The 22705-nt window shown below is 59.4% G+C and carries 24 protein-coding genes and 2 tRNA genes; 18 read left to right on the top strand and 8 right to left on the bottom strand.

Going from position 1 to position 22705, the window contains the following annotated elements:
• Positions 1 to 69: 69 nt before the first annotated feature.
• A complete protein-coding gene (locus ACQZ6F_RS12565) occupies positions 70 to 492 on the top strand; it encodes an ASCH domain-containing protein (RefSeq protein WP_068394744.1) in 423 nt (140 codons plus the stop codon).
• A gap of 25 nt (positions 493 to 517) precedes the next feature.
• On the opposite strand, the gene ACQZ6F_RS12560 is transcribed toward ACQZ6F_RS12565, so the two are convergent.
• Positions 518 to 1264, bottom strand: coding sequence for a metallophosphoesterase family protein (locus ACQZ6F_RS12560; RefSeq protein WP_449091619.1), 747 nt, complete (start codon positions 1262 to 1264; stop codon positions 518 to 520).
• Positions 1265 to 1640: 376 nt separating this feature from the next.
• Between ACQZ6F_RS12560 and ACQZ6F_RS12555 the strand changes: the two genes are divergently transcribed.
• Entirely contained in the window at positions 1641 to 2078 is a 438-nt protein-coding gene (locus ACQZ6F_RS12555) for a VOC family protein (RefSeq protein ID WP_077472491.1), read from the top strand.
• Positions 2079 to 2162: 84 nt separating this feature from the next.
• On the opposite strand, the gene ACQZ6F_RS12550 is transcribed toward ACQZ6F_RS12555, so the two are convergent.
• Both ACQZ6F_RS12550 and ACQZ6F_RS12545 read right to left on the bottom strand, forming a co-directional pair.
• Positions 2163 to 2636 carry a VOC family protein gene (locus ACQZ6F_RS12550; RefSeq protein ID WP_077472492.1) on the bottom strand — a complete coding sequence of 158 codons (474 nt, stop codon included), beginning with the start codon at positions 2634 to 2636 and terminating at the stop codon, positions 2163 to 2165.
• 101 nt (positions 2637 to 2737) lie between these two features.
• Positions 2738 to 3484 (bottom strand): SDR family oxidoreductase, encoded by a 747-nt coding sequence (locus tag ACQZ6F_RS12545; protein WP_449091620.1) that lies wholly within the window; start codon positions 3482 to 3484, stop codon positions 2738 to 2740.
• A 118-nt stretch (positions 3485 to 3602) separates the two neighbouring features.
• Between ACQZ6F_RS12545 and ACQZ6F_RS12540 the strand changes: the two genes are divergently transcribed.
• Positions 3603 to 4511 carry a LysR substrate-binding domain-containing protein gene (locus tag ACQZ6F_RS12540; RefSeq protein WP_449091621.1) on the top strand — a complete coding sequence of 303 codons (909 nt, stop codon included), beginning with the start codon at positions 3603 to 3605 and terminating at the stop codon, positions 4509 to 4511.
• Between the two features lie 5 nt (positions 4512 to 4516).
• On the opposite strand, the gene pdxA is transcribed toward ACQZ6F_RS12540, so the two are convergent.
• Both pdxA and ACQZ6F_RS12530 read right to left on the bottom strand, forming a co-directional pair.
• On the bottom strand, positions 4517 to 5533 hold the full coding sequence (gene pdxA, locus ACQZ6F_RS12535) for a 4-hydroxythreonine-4-phosphate dehydrogenase PdxA (RefSeq protein ID WP_449091622.1): 1017 nt from the start codon (positions 5531 to 5533) through the stop codon (positions 4517 to 4519).
• Positions 5530 to 6819: a four-carbon acid sugar kinase family protein gene (locus ACQZ6F_RS12530; RefSeq protein WP_449091623.1), complete on the bottom strand. Its 1290-nt coding sequence runs from the start codon at positions 6817 to 6819 to the stop codon at positions 5530 to 5532. The genes pdxA and ACQZ6F_RS12530 overlap by 4 nt, the downstream gene beginning before the upstream one ends.
• Positions 6820 to 7070: 251 nt before the next feature.
• Here ACQZ6F_RS12530 and ACQZ6F_RS12525 point away from each other — a divergent pair, with 251 nt between their 5' ends.
• A complete protein-coding gene (locus ACQZ6F_RS12525; RefSeq protein WP_034483120.1) occupies positions 7071 to 7418 on the top strand; it encodes a CAP-Gly domain-containing protein in 348 nt (115 codons plus the stop codon).
• A 99-nt stretch (positions 7419 to 7517) separates the two neighbouring features.
• On the opposite strand, the gene ACQZ6F_RS12520 is transcribed toward ACQZ6F_RS12525, so the two are convergent.
• Positions 7518 to 8582, bottom strand: coding sequence for a D-alanine--D-alanine ligase family protein (locus tag ACQZ6F_RS12520; protein WP_449091624.1), 1065 nt, complete (start codon positions 8580 to 8582; stop codon positions 7518 to 7520).
• 185 nt (positions 8583 to 8767) lie between these two features.
• On the opposite strand from ACQZ6F_RS12520, the gene ACQZ6F_RS12515 reads away from it, so the two are divergent.
• Positions 8768 to 8908: a hypothetical protein gene (locus ACQZ6F_RS12515; RefSeq protein ID WP_449091625.1), complete on the top strand. Its 141-nt coding sequence runs from the start codon at positions 8768 to 8770 to the stop codon at positions 8906 to 8908.
• On the opposite strand, the gene ACQZ6F_RS12510 is transcribed toward ACQZ6F_RS12515, so the two are convergent.
• A complete protein-coding gene (locus ACQZ6F_RS12510; RefSeq protein ID WP_449091626.1) occupies positions 8896 to 10461 on the bottom strand; it encodes an ORC-CDC6 family AAA ATPase in 1566 nt (521 codons plus the stop codon). The genes ACQZ6F_RS12515 and ACQZ6F_RS12510 overlap by 13 nt on opposite strands.
• Before the next feature lie 324 nt (positions 10462 to 10785).
• Positions 10786 to 10860: transfer RNA gene (locus ACQZ6F_RS12505), tRNA-Thr, on the bottom strand.
• Positions 10861 to 11014: 154 nt separating this feature from the next.
• Between ACQZ6F_RS12505 and ACQZ6F_RS12500 the strand changes: the two genes are divergently transcribed.
• The 13 genes from ACQZ6F_RS12500 to ACQZ6F_RS12440 all read left to right on the top strand — a co-directional run bounded on the left by ACQZ6F_RS12500 (position 11015) and on the right by ACQZ6F_RS12440 (position 22698).
• The gene (locus ACQZ6F_RS12500; protein ID WP_449091627.1) at positions 11015 to 11299 is read left to right on the top strand and encodes a hypothetical protein; all 285 of its coding nucleotides are present in this window, start codon (positions 11015 to 11017) and stop codon (positions 11297 to 11299) included.
• Positions 11300 to 11440: 141 nt separating this feature from the next.
• A complete protein-coding gene (gene murA, locus ACQZ6F_RS12495) occupies positions 11441 to 12733 on the top strand; it encodes a UDP-N-acetylglucosamine 1-carboxyvinyltransferase (RefSeq protein ID WP_449091628.1) in 1293 nt (430 codons plus the stop codon).
• Positions 12734 to 12865: 132 nt separating this feature from the next.
• Entirely contained in the window at positions 12866 to 13309 is a 444-nt protein-coding gene (locus ACQZ6F_RS12490; RefSeq protein ID WP_449091629.1) for a DUF2948 family protein, read from the top strand.
• 60 nt (positions 13310 to 13369) lie between these two features.
• Complete coding sequence (hisD, locus tag ACQZ6F_RS12485; RefSeq protein ID WP_449091630.1) at positions 13370 to 14668, top strand: histidinol dehydrogenase; 1299 nt, start codon at positions 13370 to 13372, stop codon at positions 14666 to 14668.
• Between the two features lie 3 nt (positions 14669 to 14671).
• The gene (locus tag ACQZ6F_RS12480; protein ID WP_068394755.1) at positions 14672 to 15145 is read left to right on the top strand and encodes a UPF0262 family protein; all 474 of its coding nucleotides are present in this window, start codon (positions 14672 to 14674) and stop codon (positions 15143 to 15145) included.
• Between the two features lie 5 nt (positions 15146 to 15150).
• Positions 15151 to 15618, top strand: coding sequence for an arsenate-mycothiol transferase ArsC (locus ACQZ6F_RS12475; RefSeq protein ID WP_068394756.1), 468 nt, complete (start codon positions 15151 to 15153; stop codon positions 15616 to 15618).
• Between the two features lie 142 nt (positions 15619 to 15760).
• Positions 15761 to 15979, top strand: a complete 219-nt coding sequence (infA, locus tag ACQZ6F_RS12470) for a translation initiation factor IF-1 (RefSeq protein ID WP_004117876.1) — start codon at positions 15761 to 15763, stop codon at positions 15977 to 15979.
• Between the two features lie 112 nt (positions 15980 to 16091).
• Positions 16092 to 16712, top strand: coding sequence for a Maf-like protein (locus ACQZ6F_RS12465; protein WP_068394757.1), 621 nt, complete (start codon positions 16092 to 16094; stop codon positions 16710 to 16712).
• Between the two features lie 3 nt (positions 16713 to 16715).
• Complete coding sequence (gene yacG / locus ACQZ6F_RS12460; protein WP_174072290.1) at positions 16716 to 16931, top strand: DNA gyrase inhibitor YacG; 216 nt, start codon at positions 16716 to 16718, stop codon at positions 16929 to 16931.
• 196 nt (positions 16932 to 17127) lie between these two features.
• A tRNA-Phe gene (locus ACQZ6F_RS12455) sits at positions 17128 to 17203 on the top strand.
• Positions 17204 to 18254: 1051 nt separating this feature from the next.
• Entirely contained in the window at positions 18255 to 19175 is a 921-nt protein-coding gene (locus ACQZ6F_RS12450) for a helix-turn-helix domain-containing protein (RefSeq protein WP_449091631.1), read from the top strand.
• Positions 19176 to 19283: 108 nt separating this feature from the next.
• Positions 19284 to 20690: an aldehyde dehydrogenase family protein gene (locus ACQZ6F_RS12445; RefSeq protein ID WP_449091632.1), complete on the top strand. Its 1407-nt coding sequence runs from the start codon at positions 19284 to 19286 to the stop codon at positions 20688 to 20690.
• A 31-nt stretch (positions 20691 to 20721) separates the two neighbouring features.
• Positions 20722 to 22698 carry a copper amine oxidase gene (locus ACQZ6F_RS12440; RefSeq protein WP_449091633.1) on the top strand — a complete coding sequence of 659 codons (1977 nt, stop codon included), beginning with the start codon at positions 20722 to 20724 and terminating at the stop codon, positions 22696 to 22698.
• Positions 22699 to 22705 lie beyond the last annotated feature (7 nt).

Raw genomic sequence — 22705 nt, 5'->3', positions numbered from 1 at the left:
TTGTCTGTATCTGTTGCTCATTCCCGGCCCGATCTCGAAGACGGGTCGGTTGCAGACGCGGCGGTTCCGATGACGGCAGATACAGACAATAGTTCCAAGCTGGATTGGCAATCGCTGCAACGCTTCTCGTTTGGCAATAGCCCTGCTTTGGCCGATGAACTGCTCGATCTGGTTTTAAAGGGTAAGAAGACCGGAACGTGTTGGTCTGTGAGAGATGGGCAATTGACCGAGATCGGTCAGCGATCCGTCGTGTGCGACGGTAAAGGCGTGCCGAGGGCGATCATAGAGACCGTATCCCTGGAGCAACGGCCCTTTGATCAGGTCGGTGAAGCCTTTGCGCATAGTGAAGGCGAAGGCGATCTCAGCCTCGAATATTGGCGCCGCGCGCACCGCTCCTATTTCGAGGAGACAGGCGGGTTTGAACCGGCGATGATGCTATGGTGCGAGACTTTCCGTCTCGTTGCGATCCTGGATCAGCCTTTAGCTCTCTAGATAGCTTGCCTCTTCGAAGAATAATTCAGGAGGACGATTCCAGGATTGTCGGCTTGCCGTCGGCGAGCTTGAGGATCGTCAGGGTTCCGCCCATGGAAATGGCGGTGTCGATGCCGATACGATCCTTGCCGAAAACCGGCTGGGAGTCCGGCGTGTGGCCGTGGATCACCAGAAACGGCAACTGCGGGCCATCCCACAAGAATGGCTCGCGGATCCACATCAGATCCTCATCTGTCTGATCCGCGAGCGGTATGCCCGGGCGGATGCCGGCGTGAACGAAGAGGAGCGGGCCGACGGTGACGGCGCCGGCCAGCGAGCGCAGCAGATCGACATGCGCCGCCGGCATCGCCTTCAACGTGAGATCGCGCAGCTCCCTGATGCTGCGGCCTTGTGCCAGCAGCTCTTTCGCATCGATGCCATAGGATGCGAGTGTCGGCAGCGCGCCAAAATCCAGCCAGTGGCGATTGGCCTCGGGGTCATCGAGAAAGCGCAGGAAGACATCGTCATGATTGCCGCAGAGCACGTAGCGATCGAAGCCCTCCGGCGGCGGTGCGCAAAGATGCGACAGCACATCGCTGGAGTGCGGGCCACGATCGACGTAATCACCAAGGAACATCAGCAGCTTTCGGCCGGGAAGGGTGCTGGCATCTTCGACGATGCGCTTTTCTGCTTTCACCATGGGATGGTAACATCCATGGATGTCGCTCAGCGCGTAGATGGCCGTGTAGTCGTGTGCGGAAAGGCTGATGCGTGTGCGTTGGGATTGTTCCATGAACTTCGCCGTTTTCCCCGGTGAAAGGCCGATAAAATAGCCCGATCTTTGCCGTCCGCAAGCGTTGGCACAGCGATATGATCATTTAAAAATATGTAAGTAATTTCCAGTTCTTGAGTGATATGCGAGCTGTCCCAGCCAACGGTCCCTGATGCGCCTAAAAGACGGAGGACGTTAGGTGTGGCGAGGCGTCCGTTTGATCGCGGCAAGCATCTCGGAACATCTTGCAACGGGAATGTGCGATGGCTTGACGGTGCCAATGATCTCACCAATGGTCGGCCCTCGGGGCAGTTTTGCTTCACGGCTGGCTGGGAGGAGATTGCCGAAGCCGTTGATGGTTCTTGCTACGGGAAACGATCCAAGGAGGAGGTACATAGTGAAGCACGTAAAATCGATCGGCCACGTCGCCGTCAGCGTCAAGGATATCGAGCGCTCGCTCGACTTCTATGTCAACAAGCTCGGCTTTGACGAGATGTTCCGGCTGGAGCGCGACGATCGGCTCTGGATCGTCTATCTGCGTATCACCGACACGCAATATATCGAGCTGTTTCCGGATGCGGTGGGCGACAGCGCGCCGCCATTCGCCAATGTCGGCTTCAACCATCTCTGCCTGGAGGTGGACGATATCGATGGCGCCATTGCCGAACTCACCGCAAAGGGCGTCACGCTTACCTCCGAAAAGAAGCTCGGCGTCGATCACAACTACCAGGCCTGGATTGCCGATCCAGAAGGCAATCGTATTGAGTTGATGCAGCTTGGCGAGAAGGCGCTGCAGCTTCAGGCGATCGCCCGGCTGCGGCAGGAGCGGACCTGACTATAAGAGTTCCTTTCGGTTGCCATCGCGTAGATTTATCCACACGACGGCGACCGCGTTTCCAGGTTCGAAACTGCTCGCGCATCACTCCCGATATGCGGCTTCCAGGCCAGCAATATCGAGCTTGACCATCCCCATCAAGGCCTGCATGACGCGGGCAGCCTTTGCCGTATCGGGGTCGGCCAGATATTTGCCAAGCACCGTTGGCACGACCTGCCAGGAGACGCCGTAGCGGTCCGTCACCCAGCCGCATTCCACAGGTGCTCCGCCATCGCAAAGCCCATTCCAGAGGCGATCGACCTCGGCCTGATCGGCGCAATCTATTTCCAGTGAAATCGCATGATTGAACTCGACGCGGCTGCCGCCGTTCAGCGCCATGAAGCGCTGACCGGCAAGCGTGAAGTTGACAACCAGAACCTCGTCGGGTTTGCCTGCCGGCGTATCGACAATGTTCTTCTGTACATGATCGATCCGGGAATCCGGAAAGATCGAAACATAGAAGTTCGCTGCTTCCTCCGCTTCTCGTGCAAACCACAGGCACGGGGCAATCTTCGACATTGGGTACTCCTCTCTCTCGTTGAATGTTCCTAGGACGAACGAGTGGCGCCAAGCCCGACAAGCTTGCGAAGTTTTTTCGAACCCATGCAGATCGTCAACGGCTATACTAGGCGGCCGCCACCATCGATGTGCAGAATCTCTCCGGTCACGAAGCGGTTGGCCATCAGGAAGAGGATGGCCTGCGCAATATCCTCTGGCCGGCCGATATTGCGGCTGGGGAGCGTCGAGGCGGTCTGCTCGAGCACTTGCCGCTTGGCTTCGCCCATAATGCCGTCGAGCAACGGGGTATCCACCCATCCCGGCGAAACCGCGTTGATGCGCATCGGCGACAATTCGAGGGCGAGGGCGCGAACCGTGCTTTCGACCGCGGCGACGGCGGCTGCCACGACCGCACCGACGGCGGCGGGGCGGGAGGCGAATTGTCCTGAGGTCATGGTAATCGAGCTTGCCGGATGCAGGAGTGGGAGAGCAGCCTTAATCGCGAGCAAAGGTCCGACCAGTCGTTCGCTGATGACCTTCGAGAGATCCGCCGCCGACTGATCCTTGAGCGGCTGCAAATGCACCGTCCCGGCCGTGATCAGCAGATGATCGATCCTGTCGATCCCTGCAAATATCGTCGGCTGTGGGGCGGCAATATCAGCGACGATCTCTGTCGCGCCACCGATCGCTTCGGCGGCTTCCCGAAGACGCTCGGGATTGCGGGATATCAGAAAGAGGTTTGCGCCGGCATCCTTTGCCTGCTTTGCCGTCGCCAGGCCGATGCCTGACGAGCCGCCGATGATGACGATGTTCTGCCCCTGGAATGACTGGGCCTGTGTATTGCTCGTTTGAATAGTGCTGGTCTGCAAGGCTGGTTCTCCGATTGGATTGTTGACCAGCTTCAAATTCGTCGATCGGCATATGCTTTAGAAGAGAGCGAATGGCGATGTTATTTATCGTAAAAGACGATAGAATGCGGAGATGGACATGCTTTCCGCCATGCGCATCTTCACCCGTGTCGTCGAGCGCGGCAGCCTTTCGGCCGCTGCGCGCGATCTCGGCCTCGGTCAACCCACAGTCAGCGAACGCGTCGAGAAGCTGGAGAAGCATCTGGGGGTGCGGCTCCTCTACCGGACAACGCGTTCGGTGCAGGCGACCGATGCCGGCGCGCGCTTCTACGAATACGCCAAGCGCGCCATCGAAGCTGCAGAGGAGGCGGAGGCTTCCGTCGCCTCGGCCGAGGCATCACTGACCGGAACGTTTCGGATCGCGGCGCCGCATGGGCTCGGCGAGATGGCATTGCCGAAGCTGCTCATCGAATTCCAGACACGGCATCCGGCTCTGGCCATCGATGTGACCCTGAACGATCGCTTCGTCGATCCGATGACCGAGGGCGTTGATCTCTCCATCCGCATCGGCGAGATCGGCAGCGGCAATTTCATTGCCCGCCGTCTCGGGACGTTGCGCCGGCTCGCGCTGGCCGCTCCCGGCTATCTCGAACGACACGGACCGCTGCGTGAACCGATGGACCTTGCGGCACATCCATTCATCAGGGTCGCCGGTTTCGCGGCGGATGAGCGGCTGCATCTGATCGGTCCCGATGGCGGGTCGGTGGAGGTGCCCATTCGCACCACATGGCGCGTCAGCCACTGGAGGCCGCTCATTGAAGCGGTGCTGGCGGAAAGGGGGATCGGGGCATTGTTCGCGGTCGTCTGCGGCCGGGAAATCGCCGAAGGGAGGCTGGTTCCCGTGCTGCCCTCTTATGCGTTCAGGCGCGTGGACGTCCATGCCATCTATCCGCCTGGACCACGGCCGGCTGCCCGAACGAAAGCCTTCCTTGAGCTGCTCACTGAGCGGATTGATCTCCTTCTTGGCGAAGCGCCTGAGGCTTCCTGAGGGCCTTATCTGCCGACGGCCAGCCTTTCGGCGAATTCGATCGCCTCGATCAGGCTGCGCTCGTTGGCAATGCCCTTGCCGGCGATATCGAAGGCTGTTCCATGATCGACGGAGGTACGCACGATCGGCAGACCGAGGGTGATGTTGACGCCGGACAGATCCATCCACTTGCCTGTGGCAGGGTCGATCTCGAAGCCTAAGAGCTTGACGGGGATATGCCCCTGGTCGTGATACATGGCGATGACGGCATCATACTGGCCGGCACGCAGCTTGACGAAGACGGTGTCGCCAGGAACGGGGCCGACGATATCGAGGCCATCGGACACGGCTTTGGCGATGGTCGGCGCTGATATATCGATATCCTGCCGGCCGAAGAGGCCGCCTTCGCCGGCATGCGGGTTGAGCGCGGCAACCGCGATCTTCGGCCTGGCGATGCCGAGATGCTGGAGCGCCTTGTTGGTGAGATCGATGACGAGGCGCAGCCGCTCAGGCGTCAGGCGCTTCGGCACATCCTCGAGCGCCACATGGGTGGTGACGTGGCTGACGCGCATATTGCCGTGAGCTAGCATCATCACCGAGCCGCGTGCACCGGTAAGTTCTGCCAGAAGCTCGGTGTGGCCGGCATAGTGGAAGCCGGCCTTGTTCAGCGCTTCCTTGTTGAGCGGCGCGGTGACGATGCCGCCGATTTTCCCGGTCATCGCAAGCTGAACGCCCTTCTCGATCGCCTTGAAGGCCATGCGGCCGCCATCGGCGGAAAGCTGGCCGGGCAGGATCGGCTCGCCCTCGGCATCGGCCTGGATGAAGCAGAGGTTCGGCCAATCACTATCCATCTGTGTCTCGGGAATATTAGTATCGAGACCAAGCTGCTGTTCCGCCAGGCGAAGGGAGGGGCCACTGCCGATTATTGTAAGTTTCAACTTACCTTCATCGATCCTGTCCTTCAGCCGTGCCGCGGCCTTTAGGATGATTTCCGGGCCGATGCCGGCGGGGTCACCCATGGTGATTGCCAGATGCCGCGTCATATCCCGTCTCCTTCGTCGATCAATCCGTTTTTCCTGAGCAGATCGCGCCAGAGATCCGGACCGCCAAAGGCACCGGATTTCGAGATCACGTCCACCTTGTCCCAATGGCCGCCTGTCATGACCGAGCGGGGCAGGCCCGGTGAAACCTGGCCGGTTACCGTCAATGCCTCGGCGCCCAGCGAATGACAGAGCCCGCGCAGCGTCTCGCCGCCGGCGACGATCAGCGTGCCGGGGGCGGGCAGTGCCTTTGCGATGCGGGCAAAGCAGGTCTCGATCCGTGCAGCCGCTTCGGCGCGATCGAGCCCCGGCGGCAGATTGACGCTGACGAGGGCGGCACCATCCCGCTCCAGCTGCTTTTCAATGACGGAGGGATCGGTCTCTTCGCCGATATGGAGCCCGCGGCCGCTACAGGCTTTCAGCTGCGCGCGCGTGATGGGCTGATCGGAGCCGAAAAGGCCGAGAACGGGAGGTTTTAGCCTGTGCGATATGGTGAGGGGCCGCAGTCGGTCCGGCGGCGGCTCCAGTGATGTCGGTGGCCATAATCTCGTCAAAAAACTCATTGGTTTGGCTTGTCCGAGCACGAAAGCGCGTGCGCCGGGATCAAACAGACTTACGGAAGCACCGGCCTCCAGTTTGCTTCCGCGCGCCATGGCGCCAGCCAGACCGCCGGTGCCGCTCCATAGAATGGGCCCGCGAGCATTCTGGACCAGGGCGATAATCTCATCGAGATCAGAATCGGTATCAGCGTCAAAAACGCTAATACCATCTAAGAGACGGTGTTCGTACTCTGAATTGTCGAGACGTAAGGGGCTTGGTGCGCGATGCCGCTTGGCTACCCCGGTTGCCTGCAATCCCTCCGCAACCAGAGCCTCCACCAGATCGCCGGTCACATCCTGCCATGTGCCATCCGCCGCGCGCAGCATTTGCCGGCCGTTGCGGGTCACGCGGCCATGATGCGGAAAGGCCGGCGCGAGGATGCAATGCCGCCAGTGTCCCAGCCGGAAGACGGCGGCGAGTTCGGCGGCCCAGGGGCCGCGAAACAGACTGTCGACCTTCTTGAAGGCGATATCGGCATCCTCCAGAAGCGGCGCCAGCTGTTCGATGATACCTACCGCATCGGCGGCTGAGCGCTCGCGCGTGCCGCTGTCTATGGCAAGGCTGGACTTACCCTCGGCATCCGGCTCGCTTCCAAGCGCGATCTCTATCGGCCCGCACAGACCGACGAACTCCACCGCGGTGTCGAGCGCGCCGGTTAGATCGTCAGCAAGGAGGCGGAGGGTGGGCATGATCGGAGGGAGCCTTCAGCGGGCCTTGTTGACATCGGATTTGAACATGGGGGCGCGGTCTCGCGGCCGCTTCGATGAGGGCCAGTCTTCCGCCTTCACTGGTGGTTGTCAACGGCTTGCTTTGCCGCCTTTCGTCTCACCCGAGGTCACAGTTGCGCCATTCGTCGCGTTTACTCCGAAGCCGCTATGCGGCTATGGTTGCCTTTCGGCAATAGGGGCCAGGTGGCGCCTGTCGCTTCAAGGAGAGCAGAGTGAGTTACGATTTCCATGTGGGCCAGAAGGTCGTCTGTATCGATGACAAGTTCAAGCATGTCAGCATCGACCAATTGATCCGCAAGGGCACGATCTACACGATCCGCTGGGTCGGCGAATATACGCATTATGTCGACGGCACCTTCATCGGCGTGAAGCTCGAGGAGATCCATCGCGGCAATGACGACGGCCCCGAAGGCTATGGTGCCGACGACATGCCCTATCGTGCCACCCGCTTCCGCCCGCTGGTGAAGGACAAGATCGCCTCGCTCAGAAAGCTGCTGGCCCCGACACCGGATGCGCCTGTGGAGCCGAAGGTCAAGGTCAAGAAGACGGAAAAGGTCTGACGGGCAGGGATGGGCGGCGGCGAAGCCTCTGCCGCCCTTGCTGTCTCTCTTGACGCAATTGCGGACGGAAAACCGCTCCGCGCTCTTCCTGAACTTGCTCTAGGCCTGCTTTGCTCTGGCAAGCCCATGCTCGATCAGCCGGCCGACTAGCTCCGGATAGGAAATGCCCGAAGCGCCCATGGCCTTGGGATACATGCTGATATTGGTGAAGCCCGGCATGGTGTTGATTTCGTTGATGACGACGCTCTCATCTGGCCGCACGAAGAAATCGACGCGCGCCAGCCCCTCGCATCCCAGCGCCCGGAAGCCGTCGGCCGCCATGCGCCGCAGCGTCTCCGCCGTCTCGGTAGGGATATCCGCCGGAATGGTGACCACAGCGCCGTCCTGATCGATATATTTCGCATCGTAGGAATAGAAGCCATGCGCCGCGGCCGTGGCGATCTCGCCCGGCACGGAGACGAACAGTGTGCCGTCAGGCTGCTCCAGCACGGCGCACTCGATCTCGCGGGCGCGGACGAACTCCTCGACCAGAACCTTGCGGTCATGCTTGAAGGCGTCTGCCAGCGCGCTTTCGAATTCCCCGGCATGATGCGCCTTGCTGACACCCACCGATGACCCCTGGCGGGTGGGCTTGACGAACACGGGCGCGCCGAGCGCGCTGACGATCGCCTTGAAATCCGGCTTTTCGCCGCGCGTGAGCGTGACGGAGCGTGCAACCGGCAGGCCGGCCTCCCGCAACAGCCGCTTGGCGATATCCTTGTCGATCGCGTTTGCCGAGCCCAAGATGCCGCAGCCGACGAGGGGAATGCCGACCATCTGGGCAAGGCCCTGAATGGAGCCATCCTCGCCATAAAGCCCATGCAGCACCGGAAACAGCACATCGACCGCCGCGATCTCCCGCGCGCCGGCACCTTCCAGCGCCAGAAGCCGCCCCTTCGCCCCCGGCAGCAGGCAGACCTCCGTGCCTTCATAGGCAACCGGCTCCGCCAACACGCCGCCCTCCGCCTCCACAAGCAGCCAGCGCCCGACACGATCGATCAGGATCGGCACGACCTCATATGTCCCGGCATCGATCGCCCGGATGACATTGCGGGCCGACATGATGGAAACATCATGCTCGCTGGACTGGCCACCAAACAAAACGGCGACACGGAGTTTCGACATCAGGGCTGCTCTCCCGGGCAAGAAGGATGTGATGGATGGGAGGTTTTAAACGGGGGATTGCAGCGGAATTGGGGAGTGGGGTGCGGAAGAACTAAGATCGGCAAGGATATCACCGGTTCGATGTGCAGCCGCGTCCGCTATTCTTTCGACGCACGCCCATCTACGCAACCGGCAGCAGGACCGCGATGTGCGGCTTCATCAAGGTGCCGGCCGATCTTTCCAGCACTGAGGTTCGCGGCGTTGTCTGCGACAAGCCGACCTACGCGCCGACGCAGCGCATGTCCGATGTCATCCGCCCTATAGACCTGTTTAGTCAACTCGCTTGAGGCAGTCGATCAACGTTGAGTATTGCTCTTCTTATTGAGCGATAATCGTCGACGGGCACGTCAGTATAACCGCCGCCCTCTAGCTCGAACAAGCCTTGGGTTGCCTTCTGTGTGTTTACGAGTTCAACATAGCAGCCGTAGTCGATCTTGAAGGCATCATATCTCTCTCCAGGGGCGTCGCGTGACGAAATATTCTTTTTAAGAACATGTAAAAGCCGAGCGTCAAATAGACGGTCAATAACTTCATGTCTGGTGTTTGATTTTAAAAGGAAAGCTCTTGCGCGCCGTGAGCCTATCACTTCACTGATGATATGCTCTAAGGCGTTATAAAGATTCCCATTTGATTGAACGGAAGCGGCCTTATCCTGTTGATACCAGTCACGAGCCGCGTCACGCACGTCGTTCATGGAAACCGATCGTCCCCAGGCTTTGATAGCTAACTTCGACGCTAGGTTGATGGCATCACGTGGAACGCCCTCGGCTGCCTTTACCAGTTCATCGAAGGCGGGCAATTGAGTAAATGCGACTTGAACCATCTCCTCTGGCGAAGCGACACCAGCCGCTTCAGCCGCTGACTGGATGTGGCGAAACAACAATTTTTTGAAGAAATTCACTGACTTCTGTTGGTTGTTGTCGAATACCAAGAAATCGTCAAGGTTGAGATCTGTCGAAATGTCTGCGCCCAATTCAAGGCCAATGTATTCACCTCGCCCTTTAGCCAGATAGAAATTTGAACGGTGTTCAATCGCAGCAATTTTTACTACCACGTGATCAACCGGAAGTAATGTTCTTCTAAAGAGATCGGCCAGGTATGGTTGCAATTCCAGCGGGACTTCACTCCATTCATCAATGAGTATCCACAGCCGAGAGATCCCGATCACCTCTATCAGACCGCGAAGGGCGCTTTGTAATCTGCCAAAATTTATTGAGAACTGCTCCCGTCCAGACGTCGAACGCGACTGTTCTGCTTCGGCGCCGCTCTCTCTCGCACCACCGAGTGCCACTTTGACTGATTTGCCCTCGTGACTTGAGACACCTTCAATGTCGCCTTTCACGGAAGAAGATGAAGTCGACTTCCGTCGCTCCTCTTGGGTGATCTCTCCTACAATCCTAACTTCGCTGATTGCCGCGTCAAAATCGTCTAATCGCGTCGTAAGCTGTTCTGGATTCTTACAGGAGCTTATCGCTTCTACGGCTGCGCCATAAAGTTCAGCGCCAATCGCCCTTAGTACGTCAACAACGAGCCGCACGCTCCGCTCAGATTGGCTCCTAGTTGGGTCATTGTAGATTGAACCGTCAGATCCTATTGATCGAAGGTCAATGTACATGGTGTGGTCGTCCTTGGCTTTTACAAGTTCGGCTAAATAAAGCAGTGCATGAGTTTTCCCGGTGCCCCGTCGCCCGTAGAGAATTTGATTATTGTGAGTTTGTAGAACCGCCGTTAACGGCTCCGTGTCGACAAAAGTATCACTCAATATCTCGGTTGATACCTTCTCGGCTCGCTTAGCTAGGCTTAAAAACGCTGTGTGGACCGCTACAACTTTATCGGACATTTCGTTCCCTTATGATTCATTTAAAGGTTGCCGGGAACAGGTGGTGTTGTCAACATATCAGACAGACGCCCGGTGAATGTTGGGCGCGGTCCTTCCATAGCAATGTGCGTGTAGTCGGCCTTAAATTCGCTTTAAGCGCGTGCTGCATCTGACGTTAAACGGTTGATTAGCGGTTACAGCCAGTTGGAACAACAGAACGTCAATCGAACATTTTGCATCGATTACCCGTGCAATTCACGATATGTTCCGCATAATTGTGACAAATTATGCGCTCTTGGCATGTGGAGAATAATAGATAAATATATCAAATCATTGAGGAAAAACTGGTGCTGCTAGAGAGATTTGAACTCTCGGCCTCTCCCTTACCAAGGGAGTGCTCTACCCCTGAGCTATAGCAGCAATCCGTGGCGCGGTGATGTGCGCCGTATTGGGCGAGGGGGCTATTGCCATAGGTGAAGGCTGAGCGCAAGCCGCAATTTTCAACTTCTGTGAAAGATCGTGGGAAAAAATGTGTCGGTCTTTTGACAGCTAAGGTTTTAGGCTATGGAAAGTTATGGGTGCGGATAAGACGAAAATCGATGAGGGGCAGGCTTTGCGGGGCGATTTGACCTCCAACCAGTTGGGCGGCGAGGCGTCTGAGCCTGCGGGCGGCAAGCAGGTGACCGAGGCGGACAGGCGGCGTGAGCGCGCGGCGCAGAAGCTGCGCGAGAATCTGTCGCGCCGCAAGCAGCAGGTGCGGGCGCGGCGCGCGGGGCAGGCCGACGAGACGGATGGGCTGCCGGCGGCGAAAACCGGGGATGGGCAGGGCGCTGCCGCAAAATTGGACGAATCGCAGTGATTGATGTCGCTCATCATCAAACGAATTGAAGCCTTAATCTATTTCGTCTAAAGAGCGCCTTTTCTCAGGCACTCTGACTGTGGCGCCCGGATGTGGCGCACGGAACTTCTAGGAAAGGCGGGCCTCGCCCGTATTGCATATATGGATCGTATCAGGATTGTCGGCGGCAACGAGCTTAACGGTATCATTCCGATCTCCGGCGCCAAGAATGCCGCCCTGCCGCTGATGATCGCCTCGCTTTTGACCAGCGATACCCTGACGCTCGAAAATGTGCCGCATCTGGCCGATGTCGAGCTCTTGATGCGCATTCTCGGCAATCATGGCGTCGATGTCGCCGTCAACGGCCGTCGCGAGCGCCAGGAAGACGGTTATTCCCGCACCATCCATTTCACCTGCCGCACCATCGTCGATACCACGGCGCCTTATGAGCTGGTGGCCAAGATGCGCGCCAGCTTCTGGGTCATCGGGCCGCTGCTGGCTCGCGAAGGCCAGGCGCGCGTGTCGCTGCCGGGCGGTTGCGCTATCGGCACACGTCCGGTCGATCTGTTCATCGAAGGTCTCCAGGCGCTCGGCGCCACCATGGAGATTGATGCCGGCTATATCAACGCCACGGCGCCCAAGGGCGGCCTCATCGGCGCGCGTTACGACTTCCCGAAGGTTTCGGTTGGTGCCACGCATGTGATGATGATGGCGGCGACGCTTGCCCGCGGCACGACCGTGATCGGCAATGCGGCCCGCGAGCCTGAAATCGTCGATCTTGCCAATTGCCTGATCGCCATGGGCGCCAAGATTTCCGGCGCCGGCACCAGCACGATCACCATCGAGGGCGTCACCTCGCTTTCCGGCGCGCGCCACCGCGTGTTGCCTGACCGTATCGAAACCGGCACCTATGCCATGGCCGTTGCCATGGCCGGCGGCGATGTCACGCTCGAAAATACCGACATGGCGCTGCTCGACACGGCGCTGGAAAGCCTGCGCCGCGCCGGCGCCGAGATCATGCCGACCAACAATGGCATCCGCGTCAAGCGCAATGGCGGCGGCATCCAGCCTGTGGATGTGACCACCGATCCGTTCCCGGGCTTCCCGACCGACCTGCAGGCGCAGTTCATGGCGCTGATGACGCGCTCGTCCGGCACCTCGCATATCACCGAGACCATCTTCGAAAACCGCTTCATGCATGTGCAGGAGCTGGCTCGTCTCGGCGCCAAGATCTCGCTCTCCGGCCAGACGGCCCGCATCGAAGGCGTCGAGCGGCTTAAGGGCGCGCCTGTCATGGCGACGGACCTTCGTGCCTCCGTCTCGCTCGTCATCGCCGGCCTTGCCGCCGAGGGCGAAACGCTGGTGTCGCGCATCTATCACCTCGATCGCGGCTTCGAGCGGCTGGAAGACAAGCTGACGCGCTGCGGCGCTATCGTCGAGCGCATCAGCGACTAAATTATCTCTTGTCGTGCAGAGAGCGGGCAAGCCCGCTTTCTTCGGTTGCGTCTTTTGCGCTCGCATCCTATGTCCACAGAAGGAAAACGTCTGTCATGGCGTTTCGATTGTGTGATCGGGGATAAAGGGCGAATGGGCGATCTCAAGCTAATGGCACTCGACAACGAGGATCTGGGCGTCATATCCGCGCATATGCAGGATAGCGTCTTCAAGGTCGGCGACATGTCCTTTGCGCCGAAGCTCGAGCAGTTCTCGCTGGCCGCCAACCGTTTCGACTGGGAAAAATCCGAAGAGCGCAGCAAGTCCTATGAGCGCCATCGTTCCGCGCTGGTGTTCAAGCGGGTGCAGGCCGTGCGCTCCAACGGCATCAACCGGCGCAACCGCGACGAGGTGCTGTCCTTGCTCGCCATCCGCTTCGAGCAGAAGGGCGAGGGGCCAGACGGCACGATCGAGCTGACGCTTGCCGGCAACGCCACCATTGCGCTTGATGTCGAATGCATCGAAGTTCAGCTTGCCGATATCGGCGGCACATGGGAAACCGCGCATAAGCCGCGACATCCGGATGCGGGCGAATAGATAAGCGATCGATGAATGCCGGCCGCTGAAGGCGGCCTCGATGGAAGAGGAATATCAGCGTTGGCTATCTGGCTGGATCAGGCGTCGGAAGGGTTCGAGCAGCAGTTCGCCGCTTTCCTGACGACCAAGCGGGAAGTATCCGAAGATGTGAACGCCGTGGTGCGCGGCATCATCGATGATGTGCGGGCACGCGGCGATGCCGCCCTTGCGCATTATTCGCAAAAATTCGAAGGCATCGATTTTGCGACGACGCCGATGCGCGTCAGCGAGGCCGAAATCGATGCGGCGATCGAGGCTGTTCCGGCCGAGGTGCTGGGCGCGCTCAAGGTCGCCGCGACCCGCATTGAATCGCATCATCGCCGGCAGCTGCCGAAGGACGATATCTATGAGGACGATCTCGGCGTCGGCCTCGGCTCGCGCTGGACGGCGATCGAGGCTGTCGGCCTCTATGTGCCGGGGGGTACTGCGAGCTATCCAAGCTCGGTGCTGATGAACGCCGTGCCGGCCAAGGTCGCCGGTGTCGAGCGCGTCGTCATCGTCGTTCCCACGATGAAGGGCGCCATAAACCCGGCCGTGCTTGCCGCCGCCCGCATGGCCGGCGTCGAGGAGATCTACCGCATCGGCGGCGCGCAGGCGATTGCAGCGCTTGCCTATGGCACCGAGACGATCGCCCCCGTCTACAAGATCACCGGCCCGGGCAATGCCTATGTCGCCGCCGCCAAGCGCCATGTGTTCGGCACTGTTGGCATCGACATGATCGCCGGCCCTTCGGAAGTGCTCGTCATTGCCGACAAGAACAACGACCCGGATTGGCTCGCCGCTGACCTGCTGGCCCAGGCCGAGCATGATGAAGGCGCGCAGTCGATCCTGATCACCGACGATGCCGAGTTCGGCAGGGCCGTGGAGGGCGCCGTCGAGCGCCAGCTCAAGCAGCTGAGCCGCTCGCAGACCGCGGCTGCCAGCTGGCGGGATTTCGGCGCCATCATCCTCGTATCCGATCTCAAACAGGCCATCCCGCTCGCCAACCGCATTGCGGCCGAGCATGTGGAGCTTGCGATCGATGATCCCGAGCCGCTGCTTGCGGGCATCCGCAATGCTGGCGCGATCTTCGTCGGCCGTCATACGCCCGAGGTGATCGGCGATTATGTCGGCGGCTCCAACCACGTATTGCCGACGGCGCGCTCTGCCCGCTTCTCGTCGGGCTTGTCCGTGCTCGATTTCGTCAAGCGCACGTCGATCCTGCGGCTTGGGCCGGAGCAGCTTCGCGCGCTTGGACCGGCGGCGATAGCGCTTGCCAATTCCGAAGGGCTGGATGCTCACGCGCGGTCGGTCGCGATCCGCCTCAATCTCGAGGGGTAAGGCATGGCTGAAGGCGTCTTCCGGCTGAGCGACGTTGTCCTGGACGACACGATCGGCCGCTCGACGCCGGATGTCGAGCATGAACGCGCCGTCGCCATCTTCGACCTGATCGAGGAAAACAGCTTTGAGCCGGCCGGGCATGCGGGCGGGCCCTATCTGCTCAACCTGTCGCTGGTCGACCAGAAGCTGGTCTTCGACATCCGCATCGAAGACGGCAGCATCGTCGCCACGCATATCCTGTCGCTGACGCCGTTTCGTCGCATCGTGAAGGATTACTTCATGATCTGCGAGAGCTATTACGAGGCGATCCGCTCGGCCACGCCGAGCCGCATCGAGGCGATCGATATGGGCCGGCGCGGCATTCACAATGAAGGCTCGCAGACGCTGATGGACCGGCTGAACGGCAAGATCACCGTGGATTTCGACACGGCGCGCCGGCTCTTCACGCTGGTCTGCGTGCTCTATTGGCGCGGGTGAGCGTCATGGAGCAGCTGCAGGCGGTCGAGCATAGCAACAAGGCGCCTGGCGCGATCCTCTTCATGTGCGGGCTCAATGCCATCCGTTCGCCGATGGCCGAGGCGATTGCGCGGCATATGCTGCCGCAGGGCACCTATATTGCGTCTGCCGGCGTGCGGGCCGGCGAGCGCAATCCCTTTGTCGATGTCGTGCTTGACGAGATCGGGCTTTCGCTTGGGCGCCGGCAGCCGCAGACCCTGGAGGAGCTGGAGGATGATTTCTTCGATATCATCATCACGCTCTCGCCGGAGGCGCATCACGCAGCCCTGGAGCTGACGCGGGCGAACGCCATCGAGGTCATCTATTGGCCGACCATGGACCCCTCGGCAACGGACGGAACGCGCGATCAGGTTCTCGATGCTTATCGCGAAGTTCGGGACTATCTTCTCGGCCTGATCGAAAGCCGGCTTGTGGAACGTCGCGGCTCGCTTTAGAGCTGCAAATGAAACAAATGCAGAAACCCTTATCAACGAGGTTCACAAAACCGCGGCGATTGTGTAGTTTCCGCGCAATTTCCGGCGACCCCCGGCTTTTTGCCATGGGCGCCGGCCTCAACCGACAGGAAAAGAAGCTTTAATGCCGAAAGAAGAAGTCCTCGAATTTCCCGGTGTCGTCACCGAACTCCTGCCGAACGCGACATTCCGCGTGAAGCTGGAAAACGAGCATGAGATCATCGCCCACACGGCAGGCCGCATGCGCAAGAACCGCATCCGCGTTCTTGCCGGCGACAAGGTGCTGGTGGAAATGACCCCCTATGACCTGACGAAGGGCCGCATCACCTACCGTTTCAAGTAGTCCGGCTCTAGAATCAAACAAGCAGAGCATGATGTCCTCCGAAAACAGCTGATATTTTTCGGCGCCATGCTTTAGAGCCCGTTCTCATTCCCGCATGACAGGTCGAGGTCTGATGGCGTTGAAACACAAGCTGATACTGGCTTCCGGATCGCCGCGACGCGTCGAGCTCCTGCACCAGTCAGGCATCGAACCCGCGCGCCTCATGCCGATGGATATCGACGAGACGCCGAAGAAGTCGGAGCATCCGCGCTCGCTTGCGCGGCGGCTTTCGGCTGAAAAGGGCGAGGCGGCCTTTGCTGCCATCAAGAGCGATGCCGCCTGGCAGGGCAGCTATATCCTGTCCGCCGATACCGTGGTCGCCGTCGGGCGTCGCATCCTGCCGAAGGCGGAGTTTATCGACGAAGCCTCTTCGGCGCTGCATCTGCTCTCCGGCCGCGGCCATGTCGTCTATACCGGCATCTGCCTGATCACGCCGGACAGGAAGCTGCGTCAGAAGGTTGTCGAGACCAAGGTGCGCTTCAAGCGGCTTTCGGGCCGCGATATCGAAATGTATCTGGCCTCGGGCCAATGGCGTGGGAAGGCGGGAGCCTACGGCATCCAGGGGCTTGCCGGCTCCTTCGTGCAGAAGCTGATCGGCTCCTACACCAATGTCGTCGGATTGCCGCTTTATGAGACCATGCTGCTGCTGGCGGGCGAGGGCTTCGATGTCCATGCCGGTTGGCAGGAAGGATAGACAATGGGCAAGGCTGAAGAGATCAAGGTAGGTTCCAAGGTGGAGCCGCTGCGCAAGACCCGTGCTTGCGCGGAATGCGGCCGTCCTTCGGTGCGCGAACATTATCCCTTCTGTTCGGATCGTTGCCGTTCGCTCGATCTTTCGCGATGGCTGAATGGTTCCTACGCCATTCCCGTTACCGAGGATGAGACCAAGGCCGGCGGCTCGGACGACGAATAACCCGCGCATGCCGGCGTTGTCCGGTCTTGCGAAGCCATTCATTTTGTTCGTGAATTGCCAAAATTCCATTTCCTGTCAAAAAAGAGTCATTTGCGGCTGGACATGGACGAACAAGATGCTATAACCCCGCTCGCTTCCGGGGCGCACCAAACGCCCAGAACCCTTCAAGGCTCTTCCTCGGACACGAAGCTCGGTTGCCCAGATAGCTCAGTTGGTAGAGCAGCGGATTGAAAATCCGCGTGTCGCTGGTTCGATTCCGGCTCTGGGCACCACTACAACTCTCAAAAAATCAGTATTTTACCTTCTGCTTTTGGCTTGCGATTTTACCGTCGCGTTGTCGCGTCATATTGCTGGTCAATGAACTCTAACGCGGCGCCGATAATCGTCATCGGTCTCGTCGAAGACTGGAAAACTGCGGCTGGTCGAGATGAGCGCCAAGTTGCAGAACGGTTTCGGCGCAATGACGCATGTCGTCACCGGTTGCACAGACGGTCTCGCATTGACCTCTGTCGTGGATGTTTCCGCAGATCAGCCATAGGCAGGGTTTGGTAAGGTTCACACATTCATGCTGCAGTATATTCCCCCATATTGTGAAGAATGAGGAAAATACACAAGGGGAATATAGCTATGAATTATGATTGGGATGGCGTGAAGACACGCCGCATCAAAGCGTTGAAGATTGGGGTGTCCCTACTATTGGCGGGAATCACTTTGGTGGCTCCAAAACTGTTCATGCTTAAATTCTATTAGGGACGCATTCGGCGTTGAGCTATGCTCGGATTTATTCAGGCTGCTTTCAGGTGCCTGTTGTAGCGGTCGACTGTGCGAAACTGACGCCCCCAATCCAAGTTTCGCATGAGGCGCCATGATAGCGCTGTAGCTCTGCCTCGCGCCAAGAGGCAGAGCTTTCCTCGGCCGCGATGCGCATATGCCACTGCATGGTCCCGTAACACAGGCCAGGTTCGTGGTGTCACGCCTATTGCAAGAAAATGAGCATGAGTATGCCAAGGGCCGTCAGGCCGCCAAAGATCGGCAGCAGTATCCTCATAGTCAGGCGAGCAAGTTTCCTTCGCTCGTTCTGTGTCAAACTAACCCAGTGCGATTTTGGCAATTAAATGAACACCTATCCCCAATCGCAGCGTCGCATTTCAAACTGAAATGACGCTTAAGGTACGGTGGCACTTCATCTCTCGCCAACAGCCGCATGATCAGCCGCAAGCACCATATCCATGATGCCTATTCAAACATCACAAGAATCCAGATGTTTTTGATGGAAATGTGCTAAAAGGAAGGGAACGTTCTGCAAAGGCCAGGGAGGGGACTATGCAGTCTTTGCTTACGCCAGTTCATACATCGGTGCCGGTAGAGGTGCTTGAGGCGGAAATTCGACGGATCTGTGGGGCCTTCACCTTGGAGCCGACGCTCCCGTCGGGCATTGTCGCGGGAGATGTTGCCACTCGTCGCATGGGGCTCTTTGAAACCGCGATCGTTGCGCTTGATGATAGTGATCATGTCGAGCGCAGTGTGAAGGCGATCCGCCGCGACCCCGGCGAACACTTCTTTCTTCTTATTCAGGATGCCGGCCATTGCCGGGTTGAACAGAACGGCCGCATTACCGATCTTGACCCCGGTGACATGCTCCTGGTCGATTCCGTCCGGCCATCGCGCTTTTCCTATGGCGGCGTCCGTTCTTCCCAGGTTTCGATCCACCTTCCGCGTGACGAGATGGTTCACCGTTTTGGCAATAGTTGCGCCGGCGGTGTCTCGATCAGCCGGAGCGATCCGCTTTGGCTCGCGATGCGGGCGGTAGTAACCAAGATGCTCGACAGCTCGGCCAGCCAGCCGCAGCTTGGTGAGGCGTTCCTCTGTCTGATGGGTGCCTATCTCCAGTCGCTCCGCACCGTGGCCGCGCCGGAAACCCTGCTATCTCGGGCGCTTGCCCTCATCGATCGCCACAGGGCCGATCCCGCTTTCGGCCCGCGAGAGCTTGCAACCCGTCTCAATGTTTCCGAGCGCATGTTGCAGCGCCATTTCCAGGTACTTGGCGAAACGCCTGGTCACCGGCTTTTGAGCCGCCGCCTCGAGATTGCGCATGATCGGCTTTCGGCCCGAAAGGCGGAGGTTGCCGGCGACGGTATCGCGGCCATCGCCTATGATGCAGGCTTCAACGATCTCTCCTATTTCTACCGCGAGTTCCGCAAGAAATACGGGGTAACGCCGGGCGCCGTCGCCCGCTGCCATTGACGTTTTTGTCCAATAGTCCGGACGCTCCTGTCCAAGCTCCGAATTCGTTCCTGGCTTAGTCTTCCGCCAATTCCCGGCCTCGACCGGGTTTCAGCGGAGGAGGTGGCAATGGCGTTTTATTCTGCAACCATCGGCGGGACGCAGGTGACGGGCGAGACAAATTTTGCGGTGCTCAATCCGGCAACCGGCGAAGAGGCGGGCCGAGCGCCTAATCTGGGCGCTGTCGAACTTGATCGCGCGGTCGAAGCTGCCCGTGCGGCATTTCCGGAATGGTCGGCGCGCGGTGATAAGGAGCAGCAGCGCATTTGTGCTGCCGTTACCTCCCATATCGAGCAACATGCAGGTGAACTTGCCACGATCATCACGCTTGAGCAGGGCAAGCCGCTCAACGGTCTCGGTTCACGTTGGGAAATGGGCGGTGCCGTTGCCTGGTCAGGCTACACGACCGGGCTTTCGCTGCCGGTGAAGGTGCTTCAGGACAATGCCGAAGGTCGCGTTGAACTGCATCGCAAGCCCATCGGCGTGGTCGGGTCGATCACGCCTTGGAACTTCCCGGTCATGATCGCGATCTGGCATGTGATGCCGGCGTTGCGCACGGGCAATACTGTCATCATCAAGCCGTCGCCTTTCACCCCGCTCTCGACACTGCGTCTGGTGGAGATCATGAACGAGGTGCTGCCGCCCGGCGTGCTGAACGTCGTGACATCGGATGACAAGAGCTTCAATCTCGGCGCGGCCATGGCCTCTCACCCGGGCATCAACAAGATCGTTTTCACCGGTTCCATCGCCACCGGCCAGAAGGTCATGCAATCGGCCGCCTCCAACATGAAGCGGTTGACGCTGGAGCTTGGCGGCAATGATGCCGGCATCGTCCTGCCGGACGCTGATCCTGCCAAGATCGCCGAAGGCCTCTTCTGGGGCGCCTTCATCAACAATGGGCAGACCTGCGCCGCGATGAAGCGTCTCTATGTGCATGAGTCGATCCATGACGCCGTCTGCGAGGCGCTGGTCGCCTATGCCCGCAATATTCCGGTCGGCAACGGCATGGAGGAAACGAGCGTTCTCGGACCTGTTCAAAACCGTATGCAATTCGAGAAGCTGAGCCGGCTGGTTGCCGATGCGACCAGCCGTGGCAAGGTGCTGTTCGGCGGCGCGCCGGGCGAGGGGCTGTTCTTTCCGCCGACGATTGTCGCCGGGCTTTCGAATGGCGATCCCTTGGTTGACGAAGAGCAGTTCGGTCCCGCTCTGCCTGTTATCAAATACGCCAATGTCGAAGACGCCCTTCGCATGGCGAACGACAGCCCGAACGGTTTGGGCGGTTCCGTCTGGTCTTCGGATATATCGGCGGCGAAGGCCGTGGCTGCGCGCATGGAATGTGGCTCCGTCTGGATCAACAGGCACGGTGCGATCCAGCCGAACGCCCCATTCGGCGGTGTCAAAGCTTCCGGCTTTGGTGTCGAATTCGCCGAGGAGGGGCTGCACGAATACACGGATATCCAGGTGATATTCGCGTGATCCAGGAATGCATGAGACAGGGAGGATGGAAATGAACATGAAGCACTATCTGGCTTCGGCCGGGCTGCTGCTGACGCTTGGCGCGTCTGCGGCGATGAGTCACCCGCTCGACGGGCTGACGGCGGACGAATATCAGAAGATCAACCAGATCCTGCGCGAGCAGAAGGTCGTCGACGACCACACGCTCTATCCGCTGATCGAACTGAAGGAGCCGGCCAAGGCCGACGTTCTCAAATGGAAGGAAGGCGACAAGCCGCTCGATCGTGAGGCGAAGGTACAGCTGACGAGCCCGCAGGGCTTCAAGGAAGCTGTCGTCAACATCACCAAGGGCACGGTCGAAAGCACGGCACCGATCAAGGGGCAGCCCATGGTGCTCTTCACCGAGTTCATGGACGCGCTGCAGGGCGTGCTTGGCGACCCGCAAATGGTCGCGGGTCTGAAGAAGCGCGGGTTGACGCCGGACCAAGCCTTCTGCCTGCCATTGACCGCCGGCAACTTCTTTACCGAGGAATATCAGAATTCTCGCCTGATGAAGGTGCCTTGCTATCATGTTCCCGAGGGCTCTAACTATTATGCCAAGCCGATCGAGGGCCTGTTTGCCGTCTATGATATCGGCAAGAAGAAGGTGTTGAAGGTCATCGACACTGGAGCGATTACCGGCCCGAAGGACAATTGGGGCTATTCCGAGAAGGAAGTGGCCGAGCGCGAGACGCTGCGTCCGCAGACCAATCTCGCCACCCTCTCGCAGCAGGGCGGGCCGAACTACAAGATCACTGGCAGCCATCTCGAATGGGATATGTGGCGCTTCAATTTCCGCGTCGACAAGCGCCCGGGCCTCGTTCTCTCTAATCTCGACGTGAAGGATGGCGACACCTGGCGTTCGGTGATCTACCAGTCGCATCTCTCGGAGGTTTTCGTCCCCTATATGGACCCGACAGAGGGCTGGTACTGGCGCACTTACATGGATAGTGGGGAATACGGCTTCGGTCTGTTCCTGAGCCCGCTGCGCGCAGGCGTCGATTGCCCGAGCTACGCGACCTTCCTGCCGGCGACGATCGCCGACGACAAGGGCAACCCGCTGACCATCCCCGATGCCATCTGCGTCTTCGAGCGCAGTATCGGCGATCCGGCTTGGCGACATTTCGAGGTCTTCGCGCAGACGCCTGAAAAGCCCATCCCGGCGGAAGGCCGGCCGGCAAGCGAACTGGTCGTGCGCACGGCCTCGGAAGTCGGAAATTACGACTACCTGATCGATTACCGGCTGCAGCCCGATGGTCAGATCCGTATCATGATCGGCGCGACCGGCCTCGATGCGGTCAAGGGTGTCCAGTCGACCTCGATGGACGATCCGACGGCTGCGGCAGACACGGCGCATGGCACGCTGATCGCGCCGAACCTGGTGGCTGCCAACCACGACCACTACTTCAACTTCCGTATCGACTTCGACATCGACCAGCCGGCCAACCACTTCGGTACGATGGACATCGTTCCAGCCAAGGTCGATCCGAAGAACCCGCGCCGCTCCATGTGGACGGTCCAGCATACGATGCCGAAGACGGAGATGGAGGCGCGCTACCAGCTTTCGGCGATGAAGCCGCGTTATTTCATGATCTCGGATCCCTCGCGCAAGGGCTATCTCGGTCAGGAACCTGGCTGGATGATCCATCACGGTGATGTCGCCTACGGTCCCTTCGACTTCGTCAAGGACCCGCCGATGAAGCGCAATGCCTATATCGAATATTCGGTATGGAACACGGTCTACGATCCGGACCAGCAATATGCCGGCGGCAAGTTCGCCATGCAGAGCGACGGCTCGGATACGCTGCCGGAATGGGTGAAGGCCAACAAGCCGCTGATGGGCAAGGATATCGTCACCTGGTTTACTGCCGGCTTCCACCATATTCCGCGTATGGAGGACTGGCCCGTGATGTCGACCGAGTGGAAAACGATCCACATCGAGCCGCATAACTTCTTCGCGCATAATCCAGCATTGACGCTGCGAAATTGATCACTGC

The organism is Rhizobium sp. A22-96, assembly GCF_053521805.1.
Note: the sequence above shows the minus strand (reverse complement) of the source record. Positions and strands in the feature narration are given on the sequence as shown.